This window comes from Chroococcidiopsis sp. CCNUC1 (genome assembly GCF_023546805.1).
Lineage (GTDB): Bacteria > Cyanobacteriota > Cyanobacteriia > Cyanobacteriales > Chroococcidiopsidaceae > Chroococcidiopsis > Chroococcidiopsis thermalis.
Window position 1 is genome coordinate 678885 of sequence record NZ_CP097480.1, and the last position, 25890, is coordinate 704774.

Consider the following 25890-nt stretch of genomic DNA (forward strand, 5'->3'; position numbering starts at 1 on the left):
ATTTCACGCCTCTACAGATGTAATGTCTAAGCAGCTTGTCGATCTGCTGCTGGCTCTAACAAAGCATTCAATTTTTGCGCGATCGCTTTTGCCCCAACAACACCAACAACTCGATCTACAACTACGCCATTTTGGAAAAATAACAGCGTCGGAATTGCCTGCACCTGATATCGAGAAGCAATTTCTCCGTACTCGTCAATATTCAGCTTGCCTACTGTGGCGCGTCCGGCAAAATTGGCAGCAATCTCTTCCACGATTGGGTTAACTACCCTACAAGGTCCGCACCAGGCTGCCCAAACATCTACTAGCACTGGTGTTTTACTCTCAATGACCTCTGTTTGAAAATTCTCAGCAGTGAGAGTCAACGGCTTGACACGATCTGTCATACCTACAAGTCTCCTTCTTCATCAAAACCGGATTAGCACAAGCAAAAGGTAACTACCAACTACCTATTACCGATCGCCAACCGTAGGTTAAAATTTAAGTAGTTAAACAACCACTTGACTATTATGTTAGACAAGATAAATTAAAAAGTCAAGTAGCTATTTAACTATTTGACAAGTAGCGCGATCGCGGACGAACGATGATGACACACAATAATCTAGACCAGCCCAAGTCCCTACCTGTAGCTGAAGTGGACGATAGCTGTCGTCGGGCAAAAATCTTTGCAGCCCTTGCCGACCCCACCAGATTGAAAATTGTCGAGTTACTCGCCCATGCTGGAGAATTGAGCGGTACGGAGATTGCGCAAAAATTAAGTATTAGCCTTGCCCTCTTCTGCCACCACTCTAAAACTCTAGCGGAAGCAGGGTTGCTCGATATTCGCAAGGAAGGGCAGACAAAATATAACTCTTTGAATTGGGAGTTACTCAATGCTTGCCTGCAAAGCTTGATGAGAGGGAGCGCACGAGCAGTGACCAGTGACCAGTGACCAGTGACCAGTGACCAGTGACCAGGGACCAGTCAACAATCCACTACAACCTACACCCTACACCCCTTCTTCACGCACCACGCACCACGCACCACGCACCACCCAACTACCAACTACCAACTACCAATTACCACTCTCTCCTTGATAAAACTCCAAATATCTGCATAAAACTTCAAGCTAATTAACTTTAATTTAGCTAATTCTTACGAGAAACTACAATTTTCATTCTTACGATTAAAGACAAGATAAGGTCGGATTAAAGACGGGATAATTCTCTACAACATTATCCATTGTCTACTCACGATCGTGCGGCTTCTCATAAAAGAATCCGCGTAGGAGGTTGTATGAATGAAAATGTCAGAGCGAGTACGCGCAATGTTGCAATTGTCGGTCCTTATTTGAGCGGAAAAACAACTTTGCTCGAAAGTTTGTTATCGGTCACAGGAGCTATTACTCGTAAAGGTAGCGTCCGCGACGGTAACACCGTAGGAGACAGTGCAGCGGAAGCGCGCGATCGCCAAATGAGTGTAGAAGTGAGCGCCGCTAGTACCGAGTATGAAGGTGTCCGCTTCACATTTGTTGACTGTCCGGGTTCAGTCGAATTTGCTCAAGAGACATATAACGCTCTCATGGGCGTAGATGCAGCAGTTGTTGTTTGCGAGCCAGCAAATGATAACAATGAAAACGGTTTGCGTCAGAAGGTACTTACCCTCGCTCCCTTATTTAAATTTCTTGACGATTGGGAAATTCCCCATCTCGTATTTATTAACAAAATGGATCGGGTTAGCAACAATTTCATGGATATGTTGCACGCCCTTAAAGCTGTTTCCAAGCGTCCGCTCGTACCGCATCAATATCCCATTATTCAAGACGAACAGCTAACTGGATTTATCGATCTAGTCAGCGAACAAGCATATCAATACCACTCTGGCGCACCAGCCGATCCGATTCCATTGCCAGCATCTTTAAAGGCACAGGAACAGGCAGCTAGAGCGGAAATGTTGGAAGAATTAGCCAACTTTGACGACCATTTATTGGAAGAACTTTTAGAAGAGATCGAGCCGCCTCAAGAAGAAATTCTGCAAGACTTGAAATTAGAACTAGGGGCAGATTTAGTCGTTCCAGTATTTTGTGGAGTTGCAGACCGAGATTTTGGAGTTAGACCGCTTTTAGAAGCACTGTTACGAGAAGCACCTGAACCACAAGACACTGCTCAACGACGAGGGCTTGGCGCTACTGCTGAAACTCCCATAGCCCAAGTATTGAAAACCTATTACACGCCCCAAGGAGGCAAACTTTCCCTAGTACGGGTATGGCAGGGTAAGTTAACCGATGGCATCGTATTGAATGGTACTCGCGCTGGCGGGATTTATCGGCTACTAGGACAACAACAAAACTCGATAAATGAAGCTGAAGCTGGTGAAATTGTTGCCCTCAGCCGCTTGGATGGCGTAAAAACTGGCGACACCATCTCAGCCAACGGACAAGCCACAGAACTACCTAAAGCAGATATACTCAGACCAGTTTATGCCTTGGCGATCGCCCCGGAAAAACGCAACGACGAAGTCAAATTGAGTGCAGCGTTGACTAAGCTGTTAGAAGAAGACCCATCTTTAATGTGGGAACAGCACGGTGATACCCACGAAGTGATCCTGTGGGGACAAGGCGAAATTCACTTGCAAGTAGCCCTCGATCGCCTGCGTCGGAAGTATAACTTACCAATGGGGACTCATCTACCACAAGTACCCTATAAAGAAACCATTCGCAAGCCTGCTGCTTCAGTTCACGGGCGCTACAAGCACCAGTCAGGAGGACACGGGCAGTTTGGCGATGTTTACCTAGATATTAAACCGCTTGGACGCGGAGAAGGCTTTAATTTTAGCGAAAAGATTGTAGGTGGCGTTGTCCCGAAGCAATATATTCCTGGCGTTGAAGTTGGTGTGAAGGAATTTTTGGTACACGGTCCTTTAGGTTTTCCCGTAGTTGATGTTGCCGTCACCTTGACCAACGGCTCTTATCATACAGTTGATAGCTCCGAGCAAGCATTTAAACAAGCGGCACGGCTAGCTATGCAAACGGGAATGACTCAGTGCGAACCGACGCTATTAGAACCGATCGCCTCAATTGAAGTCAATACGCCCAGCGAATTCACCTCCAAGGTGATGCAACTGGTGAGCGGGCGACGGGGACAAATTCTCGGCTATGAAGGAAGATCTGATTGGTCTGGGTGGGACAAGCTGATTGCTTACTTACCTCAAGCCGAGATGCAGAACTTCATTGTCGAGTTGCGATCGCTAACTCTAGGTGTTGGTTCCTTCCAGTGGCAATACCATCACTTGCAAGAAGTTCCTGACAAGTTAGCCGAGCGAGTTTTGGCAACTGGCAGTAACGGTAACGGCAACCGTTGATGCATCAGGCTTGATTACCTTTGCTGAAAAGATCTGTCGTTTTCGATTAGATAAATTACACGATCTGTAGGGGCGCACAGCTGTGCGCCCCTACAAATATGCTCTTGTCTGCGAACAGCTTAGAATTGAGGATACCAGACAGAACAGCGCTCAACTTTTTTCTATGATGAATTCACAAACTTGGTTTATTGTCAAGCTAGCGGACGGTCATTGTCAAATTGTTTCTGACGAGCAAGTGAATATAGAGCCAGATGCAGAAGCAAAAGAACGTTGGGGACCGTTCCCATCTCAAGCAGAAGCGATCGCCCGTCGCGTTGGACTCATCCGTGCCGGAAAATGCCAGCCTATGTAATCGGTGGGGAACACTTTCTCCCTACCTTGTAGCAGAGTTCCCCTTAGCTGCAATTTGCTTCTTTAATATGTCTAGTGCCTTAGCATATTGCGGGTCTGATGGCGTACCAACTTTGTCGCGATTTTGTAGAAACAACGCCTGTTTTTCTTTATCCGTCAGCGATACTACTACATTAGGAGCAATCCCAGACTTATTGATGTCGCGCCCGTTGGGGGTAAAGTACTTCGCTATAGTCACAGCTAAGCCAGAACCATCTCCCAAGCTGCGTACCGACTGTACCAACCCTTTACCAAAAGTTTTTTCTCCAACTAAAACCGCGCGTTTGTTATCCTGTAGCGCCCCAGAAAGAATTTCACTGGCGCTTGCCGAACCGTCATTTACTAGTACGACTAGGGGTTTATTAGTTAATGGATGGTGGTTAGACCTTTCAATGTCTTGCTTCCCTTGTCGGTTCTTAGTGGAAACAATAACCCCGTCTTCCAGCCACATTTGAGCAATTTCTATGCTGGACAATAACAACCCACCAGGATTGTTACGTAAATCCAAAATATAACCGGATACCTGTTTCTTTTCTAAATTTTTAATTGCATCGCGCATTTCCGTGGCAGCATTGGCACTGAACTGATTTAAGCGAATGTACCCTATACCACCTGTTGGGCTATTCTGGTAGCTGTAACGCACTGGATGAATTTCAATTCGCGCCCGTTTTATCCGAAAATCCTTCTGCTGTCCGTTGCGCAAAATCGTGATTTGTACTTCTGTACCTGGTTGTCCCCGAATCAGCGACACTGCTTGATTCACATCCATTCCCTTAGTGCTTTTACCATCAATTTTGACGATTGTATCCTTAGCAAGAATTCCGGCACTGAAAGCGGGTGTATCTTCAATTGGGGCAATTACAGTTAATTGCTTTGTTTTCTCATCTTGGGCGATTTGAATGCCAATTCCCGTTAGTTCTCCAGAAGTATCTACCTGCATATTCTTGAATTCTTCTGGATCCATAAATCGGGTATATGGATCTTTGAGCTTTTCTAGCATTTGTCGGACTGCTTTGTATGCATCCTCTCGATTGGCATAAGAGCGGCTCAAGTACTCTTTGCGTACAGCTTGCCAATTGACCTTGTTGAAAGTCCCGTCTACATACTGCCGATCGATTATTTGCCAAACTTCATCGACTAATTCTTTCGGACTTTCACGAAAGAAAGCTTGAGTTTGAGAGCGATCGCTAAAACTGGCAACTGCGGCAGTCGAGAGCATCACTGCTGTTGCACCCAAGAAAATTCCACGCTTATTCATGATCGTATTGACACTGCACAGCCGGAGAACAAAGCAAACCAAGTAAGCCCAATTTAACACAGGGCGCTCAGACAGTGACCAGTTTTGACAGTGACCAGTGACCGCAGCAGACAAACCTTGGTCACTGGTCACTGCTTACGGATCGACCCAGCGATCGTCTGCCTTAATTAAGTTAATCAATTCTTCCACTCCTCGATCTTCAGGAACGCGCTTGATTTCTTCTCGACCGCGATAGAGAGAAATGTAACCAGGTTGCTTCCCTACATAGCCGTAGTCCGCATCCGCCATTTCCCCTGGACCATTGACTATACAACCCATAACGGCGATATCTAAACCTGTTAGGTGCTTTGTTGCCTCTCTAACTTTATGCAACACTTCCTCTAAATTAAACAGAGTGCGTCCGCAAGAAGGACAAGCAACGTACTCTACCATTGTTTTCCGCAAACCTAAAGATTGCAGAATGCTGTAACAAACGGGAATTTCTTTTTCTGGCGCTTCTGTCAGCGATACGCGGATGGTATCGCCAATCCCTTCAGCTAACAGTGTCCCAATCCCAGCTGTAGATTTGATTCGACCGTATTCGCCATCTCCAGCTTCCGTCACGCCTAGATGCAAGGGATAGTCCATGCCTAGCTCATTCATCCGCTTAACCATCAAGCGATTGGCAGCGATCATCACGGGCACTCGCGATGCTTTAAGAGAAATCACTAAGTTACGAAAGTCCAGCGATTCGCAAATCCGAATGAATTCCAGGGCTGATTCTACCATTCCTTCTGGGGTGTCGCCGTAGGTAAACAGCATTCTTTCTGCCAGGGAGCCGTGATTCACGCCAATCCGCATGGCTTTACCCTGGTCGCGCAAGCAGACTACCAGTGGTTCCAAAGTTTGGCGAATCTTGTCGCCAATTTCCTCGAATTCTGTTTGACTGTACTCAGTGCGATTGGATTTAGGTTTTTCAAATACGTACAAGCCAGGATTGATCCGCACTTTATCGATGTGCTTGGCAACTTCCAAGGCAATTTTCATCCCATTATGATGCACGTCAGCCACGATTGGAACTGGTTGGTATGAGGCATACAACTTTTGTTTGATTTCTGCTAAGGCTTGAGCGTGTGCCATACTTGGTACGGTGACGCGGACTATTTCGCAGCCAATTTCATGTAGGCGACGAATAGCAGCAACGGAACCATCTATGTCCAGGGTGTCTTCGTTGATCATGGATTGCACCACCACTGGATGACTACCACCAATCGTGACGTTTCCTACCTGAATCGGACGAGTCTGGCGGCGATGAATAGTAGTATCAGTGGAAAGTTCGCCAGAAGAAGATTTTACTGTAGCTGGGTTGGGGAGAGTCTGCATAACCTATTGGCTGAATTTTTGTAGCGAGATTATCAGATGAGTCTATCTGTCTCTCAGATTGCCACAAATTAGGGGCAGGGGGCTAGTTATCAGTTATTAGTTGTTTGTGAAGAGCGGTGATAGGTAGTTGTTGATTATTGGTTATTGGTCACTGGTCACTGGTCACTGCTTCTTGCTCCCTGAGTTAATAGCTGCTTCAAAGCTAGCCAGATAAACAGGGGCATGGTGGTAGTATATCTTTTCCAGAGTCTACGTGGTTCTTGAATTAATCTGTAAAACCACTCCAAACCAAAGTTTCTCATCCACAAGGGAGCGCGTTTGTGAATTCCTGCATACACTGGAAATACTCCGCCTACACCAATCATAACGGCATGAATTTTGTCTTTATGTCGATCCATCCAGTATTCTTGCTTCGGACATCCCAGAGCCAAAAATACAATGCCAGCTCCACTATCATGAATTTTTTGAATAACTGCTGCATCTTCTGCTCTCGTGAGCGGACGGAATGGTAGTGGCTCCATTCCAGCAATTTCTAAAGCGGGAAAGTCACGCTCTAAGTGCTTTCGCATCTGTTTTAATATGGAAGCTTCCGAACCAAGAAAAAAAACTTTTATCTGACGCTGCGAAGCCTGTTGGCAAATAGATAACATAATATCTAGCCCAGCAACGCGATTTTGATGTTGCGCTCCCATTAGTTTCATCATCCATACTAAGGGCATACCATCAGGAGTAATTAAATCTGCACGATTTAACACTGCATGAAATTCTGGATGCCAGTAGGCTTCTGCCAGCATATGGACGTTTGCCACGCATACAAATCGGCTAGCACGACTGCTAGCCCACTCCAACATCATTTCTATTTGGCGATCGAAAGGTGCTATCGTGATTGGTGAGCCAATCACACAAATTCTAATTTGAGGAATTTCAGCCGGAATAACTTCTAACTCCGATTTATTGACTGGAGTATGAAACGATTGAGTGATGGCTAGACCGGGAAAATCCGATGCTATTGGTTGGATTAACTCCACTGCTTCTACTTTATTTGTTGTATCGAATCTCATTTCCCTGAACTCTTCACTTGAGTCATTACCATGAATGACAGTATAGTTTGAAAGTAATTTATAGCATTGCTAATCATTGATTATTTGCGTTTTTAACGATAAAAAAAAGATTTCAAATCCATCAAAATTATAGTTTTTACTAGAAAAACTTTGGAAAAGTATTGATTTTCTTTCCCCTATTTTGATAACTCATGATTTATTTGATTAAATTCAATTTGCATGTTAAATGAGTCATAGAAGTGATGAAAAAAATATAATGATTACCGATTAAATAATAATCAACAGAAATAATAGCACCTATAGATTTGAGAAATTGCTACACGTCTTCTCAAAGTACGGTGGGATTGATGAGAACTGCCTTGAACATTATTTATATGTCTAAATTTATACCAAAATTTACTGACAAGCAATAGTAGTTTAGCAACTTCATTAAAAAATAATAATTGCTCAGTCATGGTATGATTAGTACCCAGCTATAGTAGCAGATTTGCTTCTATTTAATAGCTCGTAGATTGCTCGATCGCAAAACTCTGAAGATACAGAATTATGATAGCCGTCTCAAGCGATTGGTTTGCCATTGCAGACCGACAAGAATAGCCATAAAGAGCATGTAACCAGGTTCTTCTATTTGAGTGAAAATTAATCCAAAAACAAATATAGTTAGGAGAAAAAACCGAGAAAGATCGTCCGAACACAGCCTGCACCAAACAAGAAATGCAAGATAAAAATAAGCTCCTAACCCTAGCAGACCCAAATCTCCCCAAATTCCTGCCCAACCAAAAAACGGCGAAAACATGCTAGATTTATCGCCAAACCAGCTTGCTCCTACCACACTCCATACGGCTTCGCTCACGGAAAGTTGAGTTGCTCCTAAAGGGGAGAGCAGATCCCAATAATCACGCAGCATCCACCCCCCTAAACGTCCGATCGTGTGACCGGGACCAAGCCCCAATAAAGGGTTGAGCGGAGAATGATAGAAAGAAGGAATAATTGAGAATCCTACTAGTTTAAGCTTCATCCCCTCTAAAGTCATATCGACGCTCCAAGCGAGAAACCCATTATTTGCCAACCAAACTGCGATAAATACAGCTAAAATTGCTCCAATCGAGTATTTTACAAATTCTGTAATATCTTTTAATTTAGTGCAAAAAAGAAGTACGAGAGCAACTAAAAATACTGCTAGAACTTGTTTGGCATCTGATACTAATACGTGAACGATAGTAGCAATAAATACAGAGGCTCGCAGCCAAAGTGGACGTTCTTTAGCAATACATAAATAGTACGTACCAAATGTTAATGAAACTGAAGCACCAACAACATGACCAGAACCTTGGTTTAAAAACACTCCTTTAATATTGTCTTCTAAACCTTCCTGAAGATGTAAGTTGAGAACAAAGCGCTGGAGCAAAGCAAGCAGGAGATTGATAAAGCCAAAACGCACTAACCAACAGTGCAGTTTTTCCGTGCTAGTTAAAGACATGGGAATGCAGGCGATCGCTACTATAAGTAAGAACGGCTCGGTCAGCATTAAATAATTGAGAACTACATTAATTAATCCAGCATTATTGAGTAGTCCACTAGCACACATTAAGATGAAAAATATTAATAAACCTAAGAGAATTTCTTGGACGATGGTAAGCTGACGCTGGCTTTTAGAGCGAGCTTTGACAAGAGCAATACCACAGGCAAGTGGAACTGTAGCAAAGTGTAAAAAATTAATTGCTGCGGGTACTCCTAATGCCTCGATGATACGGGCAAAATAAGCAGTAGCAAATGCCAATAGTACAATTGTGGAACTTTTAATTAATCCCTTGCGTTGTTGCTGACACGCCGCCTCTACTTTCATCGATCGACCTCTAGATACAAGCACCAGAGCGCGCTGTATACTGCTACATGTAAGTTAGACATGAGGAGCTAAGGTATAAATTTCCATCATGCGACGATAGTTTTCCTCCGCAGTATACTTAGTCTCAAATTCAGCCCTAGCTGCTTGGCGCATCTGCATCAGTTCTTCTGGATGTGATAAAGCCCACTCTACTTGCTCTACGAGGTCTTGGGTGTTACCTGGAAGAAAATGAAGTCCGGTTTGCCCAGGCGTAACTAACTCGGCGATCGCACCAATTGCTGAAGCTACTACAGGAGTTCCCTTGGCAAAAGCCTCGATCGCAACTCTGCCAAAAGTCTCGTACCATTCAGAAGGAAAAATCAACAAAGTAGCTTCTCCCATTAACTCGTAAACCTCTTCCAACGGTCTGCGTCCTAGCCACTCCACTCCTGGTACGCGCTTTGTTGCCTCAATAACTTGAGGTGCTAACGGTCCATCGCCAACAATTTTCAAAGGGATTTTTCCGCCCAATTGTTCCCAAGCAGCTAGTAGCGTCCCTAAACCTTTTTCTGGCGAAAGCCGCCCGACAAAAATAGCGTATCCACCACGTCCTGTTCCTGGTGCGGGAGCGGGATGTAGAAAATTAGTTTTAAATTGAATTTTTTTCTCCGGTAAGCCACCTTGAACGAATTTCTGCAAAGCAAAATGGCTATACGCTACGAATACATTTACTGTTTTTGTCCAAGTACACATCATCGAGTGCAAGTTCACCATTGCCGCTACAACTCCACTCGCAGTTTGACTATCTCGGTAGCAACCGCGAACGATGCCAGGTATAGCACCGCATTTTCCCAAACAGTCTTCGCAAATCTTGCCATCGCGAAAAAACAGAGCATTGGGGCATAAGAGACGATAATTGTGCAAAGTTTGGACGACTGGTACACCTTCATCTTTCATGGCGTGATACGCGGCTGGAGAAATCAGAGGAAAAGTGTTGTGGAAATGAGCAACCTCTGGTCGTTCCTGGCGGACGATCGCCCGTAGGTCGCGGTATACATCGTTATTCCAGATTGTTTTTTTCGCCAGAGTTAGAGGATTCATCCCCTCAACGCGATCGTTGTGAATCGTGTAGCGATGTACTTGATGACCGCGTGTTTCTAAAAGAGCCGATTCGGTAGCAAAGATTTGTTCTTCACCACCTGGTTGTTGGTAATAGTTATGAACTGTGAGAATACGCATGGGGAATTGTTTGTCGATTGAGAATGTTGTCGTAGCACTGAACTAATTGCTGACCCTTATTTGCCCAGTTGAACAGCTCGTTTGCCCTCTTCTGTCCTGCCTTGCCCAATTCGGCACTCAGTTCAGCATCGTTTGCCAGACGAGACATAGCATCAGCAATACCTGCAACAGCTTGCTGAGGTTCGATTGCGGGGACTTTAAAACCTGTTGCCTCGGTGACCTGAACCGCTGGTCCACCTAAATCGAGACAGACAACCGGACGACCTGCTGCCATTGCTTCTAAGCAGACAAATCCTCCAGATTCGTGCAAACTAGGATGAATCAATGCTCGTGCATCTGCCATCATTTGCCAGATGCGATCGCGGGACATCTCAGGGCAGAACATGACTTGAGAGATAATCCCTAACTCTTGGGCGAGAATTTGCAGCCGTTTTCGTTCGGGTCCGTCTCCCACAATCCAATATTCGGCATCAGAGGGTAAATCTGCTTGAGCAAAGGCACGTAGTCCCAGGTGAAACCCCTTCCAATGCAACAATCTACCAATAGAAATAAACCGAACTGGGCGATCGCTAGAAATATAACTCTGACTCAGACGGGCGATCTCTTCTGGGAGTAAAGCGACTTGGGAAAGGACTTTGACGTTTTTCGCTCCCATTTGAGAGAGTTGTCGCGCCGTATCCTCAGTAGTTGCCCAAGCTAAGACAGAGCGTCTGGCTGTCAAACGAGCAAACGGATCGAGTTCTCCTAAACGACGAGAGAAGTCACGCAGTATTTCGTAGACCTTACCTTTCCAGCTAAAATCTTGCCAAAAAGCCTTTGGTGCAGTTTCGCCGCCGCCCACAGGACCCCAAATGAAGGGAACTGGTATCAGAGAGAGGAAACTAGGACTAGAGTACTTAACAAAAGTAACGTGCTGAATTAAGTCGAAGCCAATTTGACGATGCAGTTGACGGGCAACAAAATAAGCTTGAATCTGCCAGAGATAGTAGTGGATTTGGAAAGCTCCATTGCCCCACTTCCAACCGCCACCCCAGATTGGTAAGGTGAAATAGATAAAATGCAGGTTGGAGACTGGATGACGGACTAACTCTGCTTCAATTGCCTCGCGACCGTCATCAGGTCGAGTTAGTACCCAAACTTGATGATATTTGGCAACCTCTCGAACTGTGTTCCAGCCTACCCCTAGTTCAGTTCCTCGACCTGGTTCGCAGGCATAGGCAGACAATAGAATCTTCATCGACACAGTACCTCTTGGCGGACTAACCCAGTGGTAGAGAAATCTAAATATTGCTGAGCGATTTTCAAATACTGAAAGTCTCGCGCCCGTTTACGCGCCTGGTTTTGATAATGCTGCTTGAGGCTGGAGTTGCTGAGGATTTGCAAAATTCCTGTTGCCAGTGCTTCTGAATCTCCAGCAGCTACCATCATTCCGTGCTTCCCATATTCGATCAGATCCTTCGATCCGCCCGGGGCATCGTTGACGACAACAGCCGCACCGCAAGCCATTGCTTCTTGTAAAGCGATCGGACATCCTTCCCAAGCGGATGCGAGTACGAATACGTCACAGGCAGACATGTATCTGTAAGGGTTGCGGTCGTATCCCGGCATCGCTACGCAATCTTCAATTTGGAGTTCGTAGCACAGGTTTTCTAGTTGCGATCGCAAGGGTCCTTCACCCAAAATCAACAATCTGGCAGGCTGAATCTTGACAACGCGGGCAAAAGCACGCAGCAATACATCGAGTTGTTTTTGCTTGGCTAGACGAGCTACCGTAACGATGGTTGGTGTTTCAGAGTCTAGAAACCAGGGGTGATCGGTTGGTTTTTTCGCTAGTTGTTGCACGCGATCGAGGTCAATGGGGTTGAAAATGACCCGCATCGGAATACGCGGTGGCACTTTAATTGTTTCAACTAAGTCGGCGATCGTATCTTGAGAAACGGCAATTAAGCCATCACCATAGGGATACGTGTACCGCATTAGCATCGGCAGAGATTGCAGGTGCAGTTTATCTTGATGCTCGATGCCTGTTTCTAAGCTAATAATATTGTGTTCGCCAATAATAATTTGGCTATCAATTCCTGATAGATACCTTGCCCAAATTGCCGTGATATTAAAATACCAAGGCATTGGAAAGATAACATCTGGTTTACTTTGTTTGAGATAGCGAACAGTTGGGAGTAGAGAAAAAGCCGTGCGTTGAGTATTGAGAGTAACTATATTAATGTTTGGATATTGCTCTTTTTCTGCTTGAGTTGCCTTTAAAACCACAAACTCACAATTGATTCCTAATTCCTGAAAGCCGCGCGAGAGGGCAGTTCCTAAGCTAGTGAACGCACCACCTCCAATATCATGCGTCAGGATAGCAACTTTTTTCATAGTCATAAATTTCAATTATTTAAAACTAGGTTTGTCACCTGAACTAGGCATTTTGATGCTGCTTCTGGGGTATATTGACACATGATTTGTTGCGATTTTTTACCCATGTCTGCGATCGCCGTCGGGCGATTGATAAACTGACACATGAGTTCGGCTAGTTTTTCCGGCTGATTGGGGTCAAATACATAGCCATTCTCACCATGCACTATCAGTTCTGACGTTCCCGCACCTGTAGAACATAAAATTGGTTTACCCATCAGCATTGCTTCTAGTACCACCACACCCCAAGTATCTTCTAGCGTTGGTAGTACGAAGACATCAGCATTGTGAAAATAAGCACTGATGAGGTTGTAATCTACTCTGCCTACCCACTGGATGCAGTCAGTCAGATGATTCTCTTGAGCGAATTTTTCTAGTTCTTCTTGTTGCGATCCATTGCCTATAACTTGTAATGTGTATTCTCGATAACCTTGTTGCTGAAGAATCTGGCAGGCTTCTAGCAATATCTGTAATCCTTTTCTGGGAATAATATGTCCGACGAAAAGAAAAACTGGTCGCTGGATTTGAGAATTATTTAACTCAAGATTTTCCTGAATTGCTAAAGTTTTGGTGTCGGGAATTTCGTAAGGCTGAACGAAAACGCGGCTGTCTTTAGCGTTAAGAATATCTACTAGATAGGCTTTTCCAGCATGACTGTTGGTAATGCAAGCATCGGCAAGCTTGACCATTAGTCGCCGAACTAATAAACGTAATGCTGAATTGCGATAGTCTACACTAGGCGAACTACCTTCATAGGCAATGATGACTCGCCACCAACAAAGCGGTTTTAATAGGAGTGCTAGAATTGTCCAAATGCCAAAAGAACTAGAAAATATGGCATGAGGTCTAAGCCGAAGCAAGTGGAAAATAATACTGGGAGACAGATATGTGAAATTAGATCCGTAGCTTGTCGTTTCTCGCGCCATTTCTAGCACATGAAATTTACCGATAACTTCTACTACAAATGAGTTGTCAAATCCTCGTGCAAAACCAGGAAAAAGTCCAGTAAATACTTTAGTTTGAGGAAATATCTGTGTAAATTGGCAAAGCGCTGGCTGCCAATAAAACCACGCAACAGGCAACAACCACGCAATCCGAAAATTATGACTACGATCCACCTAAGGATACCTCTAGAAATACAAATATCAACTGCAAAGTGCAGCCGGAGAAGATTACTACCTAGCTGATTTGAATAACTTTGAATAATATCTTTGCATCTGTCTCTGATGGCGTTTTTAAAGATGTCATCAGAAGATAAGACTTAAAAATATATTTATAATGTAACTATCTTTACACCGATCGGCTTGTTTTTTTACCAATTTTACGTAAAATTTGAATTCTACGAGAATATACGTAGCATTCTTAAAGAAGAAGTAAAATTTGAACTATATCATGTACGGGAAGCCGATGGCGATCGCCACAAATAACTTCTGTAGGCTGCAAAGGCGATTGCTGTTTGTACTTGGTTTAAGTATTCCAGTTAATAAAACGCGCATAAATATATGCAACTAACTCATTAATCAATTTCCGCACACCTGCACTGTAGCGCCACCAGTATTTTGGATCGTAATCGATGGGTGGCATGGCAATAATACCGACTTTAGTATTGGTTGAAGCTAGTGCTTGACGATACAGCAGCCAGCTTCGTCTAGCATGTAAATCGAGTGTTAGTAAATCAATCGATTTTATTGGTGTATTTGCCTTTTCTAACCACTGTTTAAAAGCAATAGCAGAAGCATAAGTTCGGTCTTTACGTACTTCTGGTGTCGGGACGGGAACGATTTTTTCTGACTCTAATCCTAACGTTTTTAAGGTTGCTGCTGCTAGCTCGGCATAATTTTTATATTCAGCTAAGTAGCATCCTCTTTCAATCGGAATACCTGTAGTCACGATCTGGCGATAGGAACCGCGTTTAAATCTAGCTAGTGCCTCTTTAACTGCATAGTCTGGTAGCCAGCCTTCAATGACCAAAACTTCAGCGTTAACTGGTTGATTAACAGCTAGAAATGAAGGTAAGTTACTAATACTGACAGTCAATAAAGTTAAAGTTAATAAGATCAAAAATAACCATCCCCATACCGTAGGCAACCATATTTCTTGTTGTCGAATGAGAGTGATATTTAGTAGTTTGAATTGCGATCGCTTTTTAGCAGCCATTAAAAATGTAGTTTTGCATAGCTTAGGGTGTAGAATCTACTTTAATCCAAAATTCGATTTCAGTCGTCAACTCTTCAAACTTAGTAGGATTAGGCGAATAGAATTCGCGACTAGAAAAACTAAGTCCGCGCAGGCGGACTACAGATATAGCCTTTTTCAATTCGATGAAATACAAGATCTGTAGGGGCGCACAGATGTGCGCCCCTACGAATGTATCGCATCATAACGAGAATCGCTATAAGTGAGTTTCAAACCATGTTTTGTGAGTTTTTCTAGCGCAGGGGTAACTTCTACTGGCTATCTACTGTTGCTGTCTTTTGTGTCTTTAAATAAGCAAACACGGATTTATCACCAATATCAGGTGGAATTGGTTGTACTGCTTTACGAATGGCAAAGATAACGAATAGTACAGCCCACGTACCAAGCATGATTTGTTCCCACTGGAGCGGTAAAATACCGCTTAAATGTCCTAACAATAGAATTGGTACTAGAGGTGTGAGAAATTTGGTTTCAAACCGATTAAAACAAAATGCCTCTTTGAAGTAAATTCCTGTGAGCGCTGCAAAAATAAAGCCAACACCCAATAAAGTTATTGGATGTTCGTAAACCGTGACAGCAAGTGGCGTACTATTACTCAATGCGATCGCGACTGCGGCGATCGTCCCGATCGCCCAAAATATTTGTAGGACGCGATGCAATACTGCCAGATATATATGAATAGTTAGTAAGCTAACACCCAATGCACCGCAAAAACAGAAAAATAGGGGTGTGAGTGCTGGAAAAACACCGGGATGAGGGTTCGACAGAACTAGAGTACTACCAATTGCAAAGCTGAGGGCGGCGATCGCTAAGCCAGTTCGATAGATAATAACACCGAGGCGATCGCTTTTATCGATTGTAAACTCACCAAACTGACCTTGATATGTTTCGGATACTATTTGTTGAGTCATAACTTATCTCTCACTAATAACCACTTCTACTCTATCTCCCCAATGCTGCTGCAATTGTAACTGGGCATTGCCGCAATTGATGGCAATTTCTACCCAGCCATGACTACCAACTAAGGCGAGTGCCGCTTCAGGAGAGACGTTGCTGTATGTTTGACACCCTGGGACGATTCGTTCGCCTAATCGTACTGTCCAAGTTCGATTTTCCACGTCGCTACCAGGAATATTAGTGACTAAATTGCCAAAGCGATCGATATATTGGATGCAACCAATTATTTCTGTAGGAGTATAGATTAACTGGGGTAAGTCTAACTGTAGTAGCGTAGCAAGATCGATCGTTCTCCCCAATTCTCTTAAGGGAACTCCACTCGCAAGATGCGCCCCTACTGGGGCAAAAATATCTCGTCCGTGAAAAGTCTTTGAGAGTTGGGGAGTGCGCCAGTATTGAGAATGAGTCAGTTCTACAACGGCGATCGCAGGGCTTTGACTCAATACGCCGCTAAAAATTCCATTATCTGGTCCCACTAAGAATCCATGCTCGAATTCTATGGCGATCGCGCGTCTATTGCTACCTACCCCAGGATCGACTACAGCCACATGCACGGTTCCATCAGGAAAATAGCCATAGGCATCCAACAAGCAAAATCTAGCCGCAGCGAGATTCTGGGGCGGGATCTCGTGAGTAATATCGATAACTGTCAGCTTAGGGTTCACTTGGGCGATCGCACCTTTCATGACTCCTACATACACGTCACTGAAGCCAAAATCACTGGTTAAAGTCAAAATCCGGTTTGAATTCATCTGTATTACAGGCATTTGCTGGAATATGTCTTAAAAATGTTTAAATTTATTTCTGTAGCTATTGTTACTAAAATTTCTCTATGTTAGGATAAATCAACATAAACAAGATAAGTAAAAATAATGTTCTCTATGAGCAGAAATAAACAACAAGCTGTAAAACAAGCCGCCGAAGCTCACCGTCAGAATATTCAAAAAAGTCTACAACATCGTTTAGATGTTGCCAGAGCTAACGGAGATGAGAATCTCATCCGCCAGCTAGAAGCAGAAATGAGATACTTCAACTGAAGTTGCAACTAAGTTTTTGTCACAAGGTTTGATGCCACTGACTTGAGAAATTACAAACAACCGATAAAATACTGACATTCGCGGGATGCATCTTAAGTGCATCCTTTTTGTTTGCATATCCTTTATTTAACTATCCGCGCGATCGCGTTCAGAACACTAAGCATCAATTGGGAATAGCTATACTGGTTGGTTAAAGTTCCTACTCAAACACCAACTTAACTGAGGATATGCCTATGCCACCGGATCTATCAGCCGTGATGACAGACGTATGGCACGTACTAACTAAAAATAATCGTTGGATGAGCTGGAATTTGTTTCTAGCTTTTGTTCCTTTAACTTTGAGTGCGTGGCTATTTCTTAGAGGAAGTCAAAAGCGGCGTTGGCTATTTTGGCTATTATTTTTGGATTTGTTGACTTTCTTACCGAGTGCGCGTCATGTTTTAACTAATATATTACGTTTCAATATGAGTATCGTTACATCCGAGCTAATATGGGTCGTACCCTTAGTTTGTATTCCTTTATATCTCTTATTTATCTCATCCGCTAGAGAGCATTGGCAAACTTTTAACTGGTCAATTTTATTTTTAGTATTTTTTGCTTTTTTACCGAACGCACCGTATGTTTTAACTGATATCATTCATTTATATCGAGATATTAGAGATATTCACTCAGTTTGGCTAATTACTTTGGTTCTCATCCCAGTATATGTATTATTTATGGGAGCTGGATTTGAGGCATACGTACTATCTTTAATTAACCAGGGGTCTTATTTACAAAGAATTGGTAAAAGTACGTGGATTTTGGGCACAGAGCTGATCGCTCACGCTTTGTGTGCAATAGGAGTCTATTTAGGTAGATTTTTGCGGTTTAATAGTTGGGATTTTATCACCCAACCCGATATTCTCCTTACTGCTATAGTTGAAGATTTATTCGGCAAACGTCCGGTTGTTATTATGATTGTTACCTTCGCAGTTATTACGGGTTTGTACTGGCTGATGAAGCAGGTTACGCTTAGAATTATGGGAAAAAATCGTCTAGAAGCTATTTCTGCTCGCGAAGAAGGCAAAATCGATTCGTTGTAAAGTAGAGACGCAAAATTTTACGTCTCTATTGCTTTTACGCTCTATTCCTTTTATAAAGGAACCAATTCGGGAAAATGTAGTAATAGTTGATCGTTCGTCAGTTCTTCGCCAAATTGAGCGGGAGAAAACTGGACTTGAATTGCCCACAATCTTTTTTGATAGTGTAGATTAATCAGGGCTTTCAATCCAGCCTTCATCGCATTTATATCTGCCAGATTAGTTTCTAATTCCGGCACTTCTCCGTCATAAACTACACTCAGCATGACGACTAAGTTACGGGTAACGGGCAAGGAAAAAGCTTCATTTGTAGTAGCGGGGGAACTTAAATCTGGTTCGCTTAAGTAGCGTTGGGCAGAATCGGTAAATAATTCGTTGAAATAGTCGCTGGCTGCACCTTCATCCCAGAATACATCGCCTTCATTTGCCCCAGAGAGCCAATACTCGTCATATTGCAGTAAGCTTTGACAAATTTCTGCCAAACCTTCACCTACGACTTCAATATCGCCGTCAGCGTCTATGGCTTCCCTTGCCTGACGGTTGAGAATTCCTAATAGCGGTGCTACTTCTTGCCCTGCAAGATGGAGAAATATCCGACAGCCAACAAACCGAGTCCGCCCTGATATTCGATTAATCCGATCGCGCCATGAATTCATAATCTTCCCTCCATATCTTCTTACTCAATTTATCGCGCTCTCACAAATCTTTCTCCCCCTCGATCGCTAGATTTAAGGGAATTGACGGTAAGATCGGAAGCAAAATTGTCAAGTCATGAATATCGGTATTATCGGACTGGGGTTGATTGGAGGCTCGTTGGGCTTAGACTGGCGATCGCAAGGACACAAAGTTTTCGGTGTCAGTCGGCGCGAATCTACTTGCGCCCAGGCGATCGCTTGTGGTGCTGTCGATCGGGCTAGCGCCGATCTTGCCAGTCTCAAAACCGCAGAAGTTATTTTTATCTGCACTCCTTTGGCAGCGATTCGCCCTACCGTAGAACAACTGATTCCCCACATAGATCCAGCAACAGTTTTAACCGATGTCGGTTCGGTAAAAGCCCCAATTGTAGACGCGATCGCCCCTTTGTGGCACAACTTTGTCGGCGGACACCCAATGGCTGGTAAAGCCGAAAGTGGTATTGAAGTTGCCCAAACAGGATTATTTATCGGCAAACCTTATGCGATCGCCGCGATTGATACTACACCACCAACAGCCGTGAAGGTTGTCGAGCAATTAGCGCGATCGCTCCAAGCTACTATATATCATTGTCACCCAGCCGATCACGACCGCGCCGTCAGTTGGATTTCTCATTTACCAGTCATGGTTAGCGCCAGTTTAATTGCTGCTTGTGCCAGCGAACCTAACCCAGCAGTGCTGGAATTAGCACAACAACTTGCTAGTTCTGGATTTCGCGATACAAGTCGCGTTGGAGGTGGTAGCCCTGAATTAGGAGTGATGATGGCGCGGTACAATCGCCCAGAGTTGTTGCGATCGCTACAACAATATCGCGATCGATTAGATGAGATCGCGCAATTAATTGTACGAGAAGATTGGCAAGCTTTAGAAAAACAATTAAATTCAACTCAGCTAGCTAGACCAAAGTTTCTCCGAGAGTAATGTCACACTTTTGAGTTGCGAGATATTAGGTGAAATTTTAGTCACTTTTGGCAGATTCATCACTTGAACTGCCAATTCCACAATCTCTCAATCTGGAGTGAAATCAAATTCATCTCTAGACTTATTTCTGATTTCTACTCATTAAAGATAAGTTAAATCCGCTCGGAAGCTATAGAAAGTACTGGGCGAGATCGGCAATAGAAGAAATTTGGCAGCGATCGCAAATAGTTTCGGTTGACTGCTAAAAGCTCGATGGTAGATTGCAGGTTGCAATTATATTGTATTCCTAAGAATGCTTATATAACTACATAAATATAAATCGATACGTGTATTCTCGAAAATGCAGGAACATAAAAAGAGGCTAGGAGGTCTTAAATTTGGGAATGCTTTGTCTCCCATCTTCTGTATTCTTAATTTAGTAATTTATGTATATTGCAACACTGAAATTTACAGATAAATAACAGTAGATCTAAGGTTTATAACTCGTAGCGAAAAGTTATAAATCTATCTAGTATGTTTACATAGCTTAATGATATAGTAAGTATTTGTACTGCTGAGGGTAACTTCAATGCTAGACCCTGCTTTATGCGCTCGTCCTCTGAGCCAGTGGCTTGTCTTGAAGTCAACGCTTTCCCACTGGCTGATGACTCCCGTACTGGTTGTCATACCGCTAACAGCTTTCATTCTGCTAGTCAAATTTTTTCCCAAATGGCGTTGGAAGCGTTACATGTTGGTGATGGGAAGTTTATCGCTAGTAGCTTACTTTCTTGTTAGTTTTCCGGCTACAGTCGCGATCGCCAGTAAGGGATTAATTGCCTTTTTACCTGAAGATCCGGGTAGGAAAGCAGATGCGATCGTGATTTTAGGTCGCGGTGCGTACATGAGAAAGTCTAGAGTAGAGGTTGCTGCTGACCTGTGGAAAAGCAAACGCGCTCCCCTAATTTTTGCCAGTGGTGCAGGGGATGGAGCAGATATTGTGAAGATGCTCAAAACGGAAGGAGTCCCCAAGTCAGTATTGAAAGCCGAAAGTTGTTCTCAGACAACAGAAGAGAACGCACTATTTACAGCGGCGATGTTGCAACCGATGGGAGTGAAGCGAATCGTTTTGATCACGGACTCGCCACATATGATGCGATCGCTACTAACGTTTCGCAGTCTGGGGTTCACCGTTTTTCCCCGTCCTACTCCTTTGCCTGCAAACTTGCCACCAACAAGAAGGGCAATGATGATTTTCTACGAATACATGGGTTTATTTAACTATGGTATCAAAGGATACTGGCAGCCTCAGAATGCAGAAATGGAGCAAAACCCGTACATAGCTCAACAGCAAGCAGCAAACGGTTGAGAGTTATCAGTGACTAGTGACTAGTGGCTAGTGGCTAGTGGCTAGAATTGCTCCTCCGCTCTGCTCCCCTGCTTCCTCTGCTCCCCTGCTCGTGCGCTCCCTACTCCCTGCTCCCTTCATAAATCGGCAACTGTACCGTTAATGTTGCCCCCATACCCTCACCGTGGCTCTCTGCCCAAATTGTACCGCCATGTAGCTCGACTAATTGACGAGCGATCGCTAAACCAAGTCCTAAACCGCCGTAGGCGCGAGTCATGCTACTGTCTGCCTGTCGAAAATATTCAAATATGTAGGGGAGAAAATCTGCACTAATGCCTTTACCTGTATCGCTCACTTGGATTTGGGCGTAGTTGGTAGTTGGTAGTTGGTAATGGGTAATGGGTAATGGGTAATTGGTTGTGATTCTCCCCTGCTCCTCCGCTCCCCTGCTCCTCTGCTCTCTTCCCCCTGCTCCCAGCTCGTCCCTGCTCCCTGCTTCCTGCTCGTCCCTGCTCCCCACTCGTGCGAGCGAGATCTCTATCTGTCCGCCAGATGGGGTAAATTTAACTGCGTTAGAAAGTAAATTCCATACAACTTGCTGAAGACGGCTGCTATCACCCCGCACCATTCCTACATTAGGGTTCAAACTGAGTCCAATCTGAATTGATTTTGCTTCTGCTGCCAGAACTACGGTATCTAAGGCAGATGTAATTGTATTTGCCAGATCGACTATTTCCCAATTAAGTTTCAGCTTGCCCCTCAGAATGCGGGAGACATCTAATAGATCTTCGATTAATTGTGCTTGTAGCTTGGCATTGCGTTCGATGGTATCGAGAGCGCGATCGATTGTTGCAGGATTTAACTGATTTGTTCGCAGCAGTCGCGACCAACCTAAAATTGGGTTGAGAGGAGACCGAAGCTCGTGGGAGACGATCGCCAAAAACTCGTCTTTAACGCGGTTTGCTTTCTCTGCTGTTTCCTGAGCTACCAATGCTCGATCGCGCATCTGGCGATATTCTTGGACTCTAAATGTGAGATCTGTCACATCTTGAATTGATAATAGGGCGTAAAACTCATCCCCCTCTAAAGCAGGTAACGAGGTGACAGTTGTATGCTGAATGCGCATTTGCCCTTGGGGTAGAGAGGCGGGAATGACGTGTTTGTGTAACTGAGAAGAAAAGATTGTGGGGGGTCCCCCTTGAAATATTTGCTGCAAGCGGTTGGCATACTGAGTTTGATGAAAGTGGGGGTAGCGATCGCCGATACAAGTCCCTAACATTTCAGCTCTAGATAGCTTAGTCCATTCTTCTAAGCAGCTATTCCAGAACAAGATCGTTAGATCCGAACGCAAAATACAAGCCCCTAAAGGTACTTGGTCTAGAATACTAAAATTCTGCTGGGCTTGTTGCAGTTGCTGCATACTCAAAAATAAATGGCGATCGCAAAAAAATTCAGCGCTAAACTTGTATCTCTAATAACTATGACACTTCTTCGATCGCTGCAATGAGTTGGTCGAACGTTTGCAATTCAAATATAAAAATAAGATCGCCAATCACTTGAAGCTGTTCAATTGTAAAACTTGCTTGCGCCAATACAATTGTGGAGTCATCTGGTTCAACAGCAGCAAATAAATTTTCTACAGTATCTTCCGTGTATGTAGGAATTAAGTAATTCATCCGCTGCTTCAACAGATTGCCCAACGAACCGATTACCCCGTTAATGACAATGTTGCCCACTTCAGTTAAAGTGCCAATTTTTACTGCATCAAGATCGGGAGAGCCTAGATCTTCTCCTGTGAGAATAGATACGAGTGTTGATGCACTCTCGGTAGGAAATACTAGCTCTGCGCTGCCATTAATAGAGCCAGTAAATCCCAACCTTACAGTAGCTAAATAGTTACTATTAAATCTAGCAATTAATTCTTGCTGCAAATCTTCAACAGTCAATACCTGAATGAAGGGGATCTCCAGGCAGATGGGAAAACCAACCATTTCATTTAAGAGACTGGCAGCTCGACCCACGCCAATATTAATCAATTCTTTTATTGCATCAATTTGGTCTTCTGTCAACTGCTTCACGAGAGATCCTCTAGAAGCTAAAAACTTGTCGGACGGTCTGGCGTAGCTCATCTTCTTTTGGTGGCTTATTGATAAAAGCAGTTGCTCCTAAGTTATATCCTCGCTGACGAGAACTTTCTTGAATATCTGCCGAGATAATAATTGTGGGAATAGCCAATCCCTGTTCTTTTAAAGTGTGGAGCAATTCAAACCCATTCATGTCAGGCATGAGAATGTCTGTTACTAAACAATCTGGAGCGCGATCGCGAACAATACTTAATGCTTCTTTACCGTTAGTCGCCTCCCAAATCTCATAGCCATCAGCTTGCAAAAATTTGCGAATCATCCGGCGGCTGAATGCAGCATCATCAACTATCAAAACAGATATCATTGCCGATCTTCTAAGCTATTACCTATCATATTATCGAAAAGATCGACAGAAAGTATTTCACGCATCACTCACCGACGACAAATAGCAAAAGACAAATTTACATCTACCTAGAGTCAGTGTAGTATAGGCTATCAAATATACGATGTATTTAATTCCTATCAGTCATGGAGTCACTCGAAATCGATGACGATATCAAAGCATTTTTAGTTGAAAGTTACGAAAATCTGAATCAGATCGAGCAAGTTATTCTCAATCTAGAAGATAATTCTGCAAATTCCGAACATTTAACTCGTATTTATCGCGCCCTCCATACAATTAAAGGTAACTGCGGTTTTTTACCGTTGCCCAAACTAGAATCAGTCGCCCATGCAGGAGAAAATTTACTAGGAAAATTGCGGGAACAGCATTTCACTCTCAATCCCCAGATTGTCAGTATTTTACTTCAAACTGTCGATGCAATTCGCCAAATCTTAGCCCAAATTGAAGCGACTGGCAATGAGGGAGATGGCGATTATGCCGCACTCATTGCAGCGTTGGAGGGAGTAGGGAGTGTGGGAGAGGGGGAGACAAGGGAGAGGGGGGAGACAAGGGAGAGGGGGGAGACAAGGGAGAGGGGGGAGACAAGGGAGAGGGGGGAGACAAGGGAGACAAGGGAGAGGGGGAGACAAGGGAGACAAGGGAGAGGGGGGAGACAAGGGAGACAAGGGAGAGGGGGAGACAAGGGAGACAAGGGAGAGGGGGGAGACAAGGGAGACAAGGGAGAGGGGGAACCAATTCTAGCCACTAGCCACCAGTCACCAGTCACTCTCTACTGTCAACCGTCAGCCGTCAACAACCAACAACCAACAACCAACTACCAACTACCAAATACCAACCCATCAGATTCTACAATTCGGGTGAATGTGGAACTGCTCGATCGCGTGATGAATTTAGTGGGTGAGTTGGTTTTGGCTCGCAACCAAATGGTACGATTTGCCGAGACTGTGCCAGATTCAGACTTGACTGAGACTTGCCAACGATTGAATCAAGTGACGACTCAGTTACAGGAAGAGGTACTGAAAACTCGGATGCAACCGATCGCCACGATTTGGCAGAAATTTCCTCGTGCGATCCGCGATTTGGCGATCGCCTCTGGAAAGCAGGTGCAAGTAGAAATGAATGGTGCGGATACGGAACTAGATCGCAGCGTGCTAGAAGCAATTAAAGACCCTCTAACTCATATTGTCCGCAATTGTATCGCTCACGGAATTGAAACACCTGAAATTCGCAGCAGTCGCGGGAAGCCGATTCAGGGTAAGCTTGCTCTCCATGCTTGGCATGAAGGTGGCACTGTTAAGATTGAAATTAGCGATGATGGTAACGGGATCGATCCGCAACAGCTCAAACAGCAAGCGCAAAAACTTGGAATTCTCAGTGCAGTGGAAGCAGAAAAGATCGGCGAAGCGGAAGCACTGAATTTAATTTTTGTATCTGGTTTTTCGACAGCAGCGCAAGTCACCAATCTATCTGGAAGGGGTGTAGGGATGGATGTGGTGAAAACTAATTTGGATGCGATCGATGGCAAGGTTGAGGTTGATAGCCAGGTAGGACAAGGAACAAAATTTAAGCTGAAAATTCCTTTAACGCTGGCAATTATTCCTGCCTTGATTGCTGATAGTGGGAACCATCGTTTTGCCATTCCTCAAGTAAGCATTCAAGAATTAGTACAACTGGAAGTTGAGACATCTTTACTTGAGATTGAAACATTCTACGATATTCCTGTATATAGGTTGCGTGGCAAATTATTGCCTTTGGTCTATCTCAATCAAACATTACAACTACAGGCAGTAAGAGCCGATGCAGAGATTATTAATATAGTTGTCATCAATGCGGACAATTACTGCTTTGGTTTAGTTGTCGATGAAATTCAAGATATCCAAGATATTGTCGTCAAACCTTTGGGCAAACAACTGCGAGATGTCTCAGCTTTTGCTGGAGCAACAATTCTTGGCGATGGCAAAATAGCATTAATTATCGATGCCGTTGGTTTAGCAAATTGTGCTGGAGTTACTTCGCAATTACAGCAGCAACTGGCGATCGCTACAGCTACAGCAGTAGAAGAACGCACGGGCGATCGCCAATCGATCTTGCTTTTTCATGGCGGATCGGGCGCACGAATGGGTCTGCTGATGTCTCAGGTTTTCCGTTTAGAAGAATTCGATCCGATCGCGGTGGAAATTGTGGCAGATCGACCAGTGGTGCAATACCGAAATACAATTTTGCCCTTGATTTACTTGCATCAAATATTTGGTAATTCTGATGTTTCTAAAAGCAGATCCCCCAACCCCCCTTGACAAGGGGGGCAAT

The 25890-nt window shown here is 44.0% G+C and carries 24 protein-coding genes and 1 pseudogene; 9 read left to right on the top strand and 16 right to left on the bottom strand.

The window, feature by feature from the left end:
• Positions 1-26: 26 nt before the first annotated feature.
• Complete coding sequence (trxA, locus tag M5J74_RS03210) at positions 27-386, bottom strand: thioredoxin (protein ID WP_106544943.1); 360 nt, start codon at positions 384-386, stop codon at positions 27-29.
• A gap of 197 nt (positions 387-583) precedes the next feature.
• On the opposite strand from trxA, the gene M5J74_RS03215 reads away from it, so the two are divergent.
• From M5J74_RS03215 to M5J74_RS03225, 4 genes are all read left to right on the top strand, one after another.
• Complete coding sequence (locus tag M5J74_RS03215) at positions 584-931, top strand: helix-turn-helix transcriptional regulator (RefSeq protein ID WP_250015341.1); 348 nt, start codon at positions 584-586, stop codon at positions 929-931.
• Between the two features lie 10 nt (positions 932-941).
• Complete coding sequence (locus tag M5J74_RS32500) at positions 942-1076, top strand: hypothetical protein (protein WP_256498664.1); 135 nt, start codon at positions 942-944, stop codon at positions 1074-1076.
• A gap of 199 nt (positions 1077-1275) precedes the next feature.
• Positions 1276-3339, top strand: a complete 2064-nt coding sequence (locus tag M5J74_RS03220; RefSeq protein ID WP_015152690.1) for an elongation factor G — start codon at positions 1276-1278, stop codon at positions 3337-3339.
• Positions 3340-3502: 163 nt separating this feature from the next.
• Positions 3503-3691 (top strand): hypothetical protein, encoded by a 189-nt coding sequence (locus M5J74_RS03225; protein WP_041462750.1) that lies wholly within the window; start codon positions 3503-3505, stop codon positions 3689-3691.
• Positions 3692-3712: 21 nt separating this feature from the next.
• On the opposite strand, the gene ctpC is transcribed toward M5J74_RS03225, so the two are convergent.
• The 11 genes from ctpC to M5J74_RS03280 form a co-directional block, all read right to left on the bottom strand.
• A complete protein-coding gene (gene ctpC / locus M5J74_RS03230) occupies positions 3713-4987 on the bottom strand; it encodes a carboxyl-terminal processing protease CtpC (protein ID WP_015152692.1) in 1275 nt (424 codons plus the stop codon).
• 135 nt (positions 4988-5122) lie between these two features.
• Positions 5123-6349 (bottom strand): (E)-4-hydroxy-3-methylbut-2-enyl-diphosphate synthase, encoded by a 1227-nt coding sequence (ispG, locus tag M5J74_RS03235; RefSeq protein ID WP_015152693.1) that lies wholly within the window; start codon positions 6347-6349, stop codon positions 5123-5125.
• Between the two features lie 155 nt (positions 6350-6504).
• Positions 6505-7410 (bottom strand): WecB/TagA/CpsF family glycosyltransferase, encoded by a 906-nt coding sequence (locus M5J74_RS03240; protein WP_015152694.1) that lies wholly within the window; start codon positions 7408-7410, stop codon positions 6505-6507.
• A gap of 544 nt (positions 7411-7954) precedes the next feature.
• Positions 7955-9256 (bottom strand): hypothetical protein, encoded by a 1302-nt coding sequence (locus tag M5J74_RS03245; RefSeq protein WP_106218153.1) that lies wholly within the window; start codon positions 9254-9256, stop codon positions 7955-7957.
• A 54-nt stretch (positions 9257-9310) separates the two neighbouring features.
• Positions 9311-10474, bottom strand: coding sequence for a glycosyltransferase (locus tag M5J74_RS03250; RefSeq protein WP_106218154.1), 1164 nt, complete (start codon positions 10472-10474; stop codon positions 9311-9313).
• Positions 10452-11711, bottom strand: a complete 1260-nt coding sequence (locus M5J74_RS03255; RefSeq protein ID WP_106218155.1) for a glycosyltransferase family 4 protein — start codon at positions 11709-11711, stop codon at positions 10452-10454. Before M5J74_RS03255 ends, M5J74_RS03250 begins: the two co-directional genes overlap by 23 nt.
• A complete protein-coding gene (locus M5J74_RS03260) occupies positions 11708-12856 on the bottom strand; it encodes a glycosyltransferase (RefSeq protein WP_041462336.1) in 1149 nt (382 codons plus the stop codon). The genes M5J74_RS03255 and M5J74_RS03260 overlap by 4 nt, the downstream gene beginning before the upstream one ends.
• A gap of 5 nt (positions 12857-12861) precedes the next feature.
• Complete coding sequence (locus tag M5J74_RS03265) at positions 12862-14007, bottom strand: glycosyltransferase family 4 protein (protein ID WP_015152699.1); 1146 nt, start codon at positions 14005-14007, stop codon at positions 12862-12864.
• Positions 14008-14356: 349 nt separating this feature from the next.
• Positions 14357-15046, bottom strand: coding sequence for an ElyC/SanA/YdcF family protein (locus tag M5J74_RS03270; RefSeq protein ID WP_015152700.1), 690 nt, complete (start codon positions 15044-15046; stop codon positions 14357-14359).
• 290 nt (positions 15047-15336) lie between these two features.
• Positions 15337-15996, bottom strand: a complete 660-nt coding sequence (locus tag M5J74_RS03275; RefSeq protein WP_015152701.1) for a DUF2301 domain-containing membrane protein — start codon at positions 15994-15996, stop codon at positions 15337-15339.
• Positions 15997-15999: 3 nt separating this feature from the next.
• Positions 16000-16794: an S-adenosyl-l-methionine hydroxide adenosyltransferase family protein gene (locus M5J74_RS03280; protein ID WP_250015343.1), complete on the bottom strand. Its 795-nt coding sequence runs from the start codon at positions 16792-16794 to the stop codon at positions 16000-16002.
• Positions 16795-16923: 129 nt separating this feature from the next.
• Here M5J74_RS03280 and M5J74_RS03285 point away from each other — a divergent pair, with 129 nt between their 5' ends.
• Entirely contained in the window at positions 16924-17079 is a 156-nt protein-coding gene (locus M5J74_RS03285; RefSeq protein WP_181245476.1) for a hypothetical protein, read from the top strand.
• Positions 17080-17306: 227 nt separating this feature from the next.
• The gene (locus M5J74_RS03290; protein ID WP_250015351.1) at positions 17307-18161 is read left to right on the top strand and encodes a DUF1361 domain-containing protein; all 855 of its coding nucleotides are present in this window, start codon (positions 17307-17309) and stop codon (positions 18159-18161) included.
• A gap of 50 nt (positions 18162-18211) precedes the next feature.
• On the opposite strand, the gene M5J74_RS03295 is transcribed toward M5J74_RS03290, so the two are convergent.
• A complete protein-coding gene (locus M5J74_RS03295; RefSeq protein WP_015152705.1) occupies positions 18212-18814 on the bottom strand; it encodes a DUF1517 domain-containing protein in 603 nt (200 codons plus the stop codon).
• Positions 18815-18929: 115 nt separating this feature from the next.
• On the opposite strand from M5J74_RS03295, the gene M5J74_RS03300 reads away from it, so the two are divergent.
• Together M5J74_RS03300 and M5J74_RS03305 are read left to right on the top strand one after the other, a co-directional pair.
• A complete protein-coding gene (locus M5J74_RS03300; RefSeq protein WP_015152706.1) occupies positions 18930-19772 on the top strand; it encodes a prephenate/arogenate dehydrogenase in 843 nt (280 codons plus the stop codon).
• A gap of 568 nt (positions 19773-20340) precedes the next feature.
• Positions 20341-21117 carry a YdcF family protein gene (locus M5J74_RS03305; protein WP_015152707.1) on the top strand — a complete coding sequence of 259 codons (777 nt, stop codon included), beginning with the start codon at positions 20341-20343 and terminating at the stop codon, positions 21115-21117.
• A gap of 103 nt (positions 21118-21220) precedes the next feature.
• Here M5J74_RS03305 and M5J74_RS03310 read toward each other — a convergent pair.
• The 3 genes and pseudogenes from M5J74_RS03310 to M5J74_RS03320 form a co-directional block, all read right to left on the bottom strand.
• Positions 21221-22516, bottom strand: a pseudogene (locus tag M5J74_RS03310) (ATP-binding protein); the annotation flags it as partial.
• A gap of 58 nt (positions 22517-22574) precedes the next feature.
• Positions 22575-23225, bottom strand: a complete 651-nt coding sequence (locus tag M5J74_RS03315; protein WP_051033153.1) for a chemotaxis protein CheC — start codon at positions 23223-23225, stop codon at positions 22575-22577.
• Positions 23185-23544, bottom strand: a complete 360-nt coding sequence (locus tag M5J74_RS03320; RefSeq protein WP_015152710.1) for a response regulator — start codon at positions 23542-23544, stop codon at positions 23185-23187. The genes M5J74_RS03315 and M5J74_RS03320 overlap by 41 nt, the downstream gene beginning before the upstream one ends.
• Before the next feature lie 164 nt (positions 23545-23708).
• Between M5J74_RS03320 and M5J74_RS03325 the strand changes: the two genes are divergently transcribed.
• Positions 23709-25877, top strand: coding sequence for a chemotaxis protein CheA (locus M5J74_RS03325; protein ID WP_250015354.1), 2169 nt, complete (start codon positions 23709-23711; stop codon positions 25875-25877).
• Positions 25878-25890 lie beyond the last annotated feature (13 nt).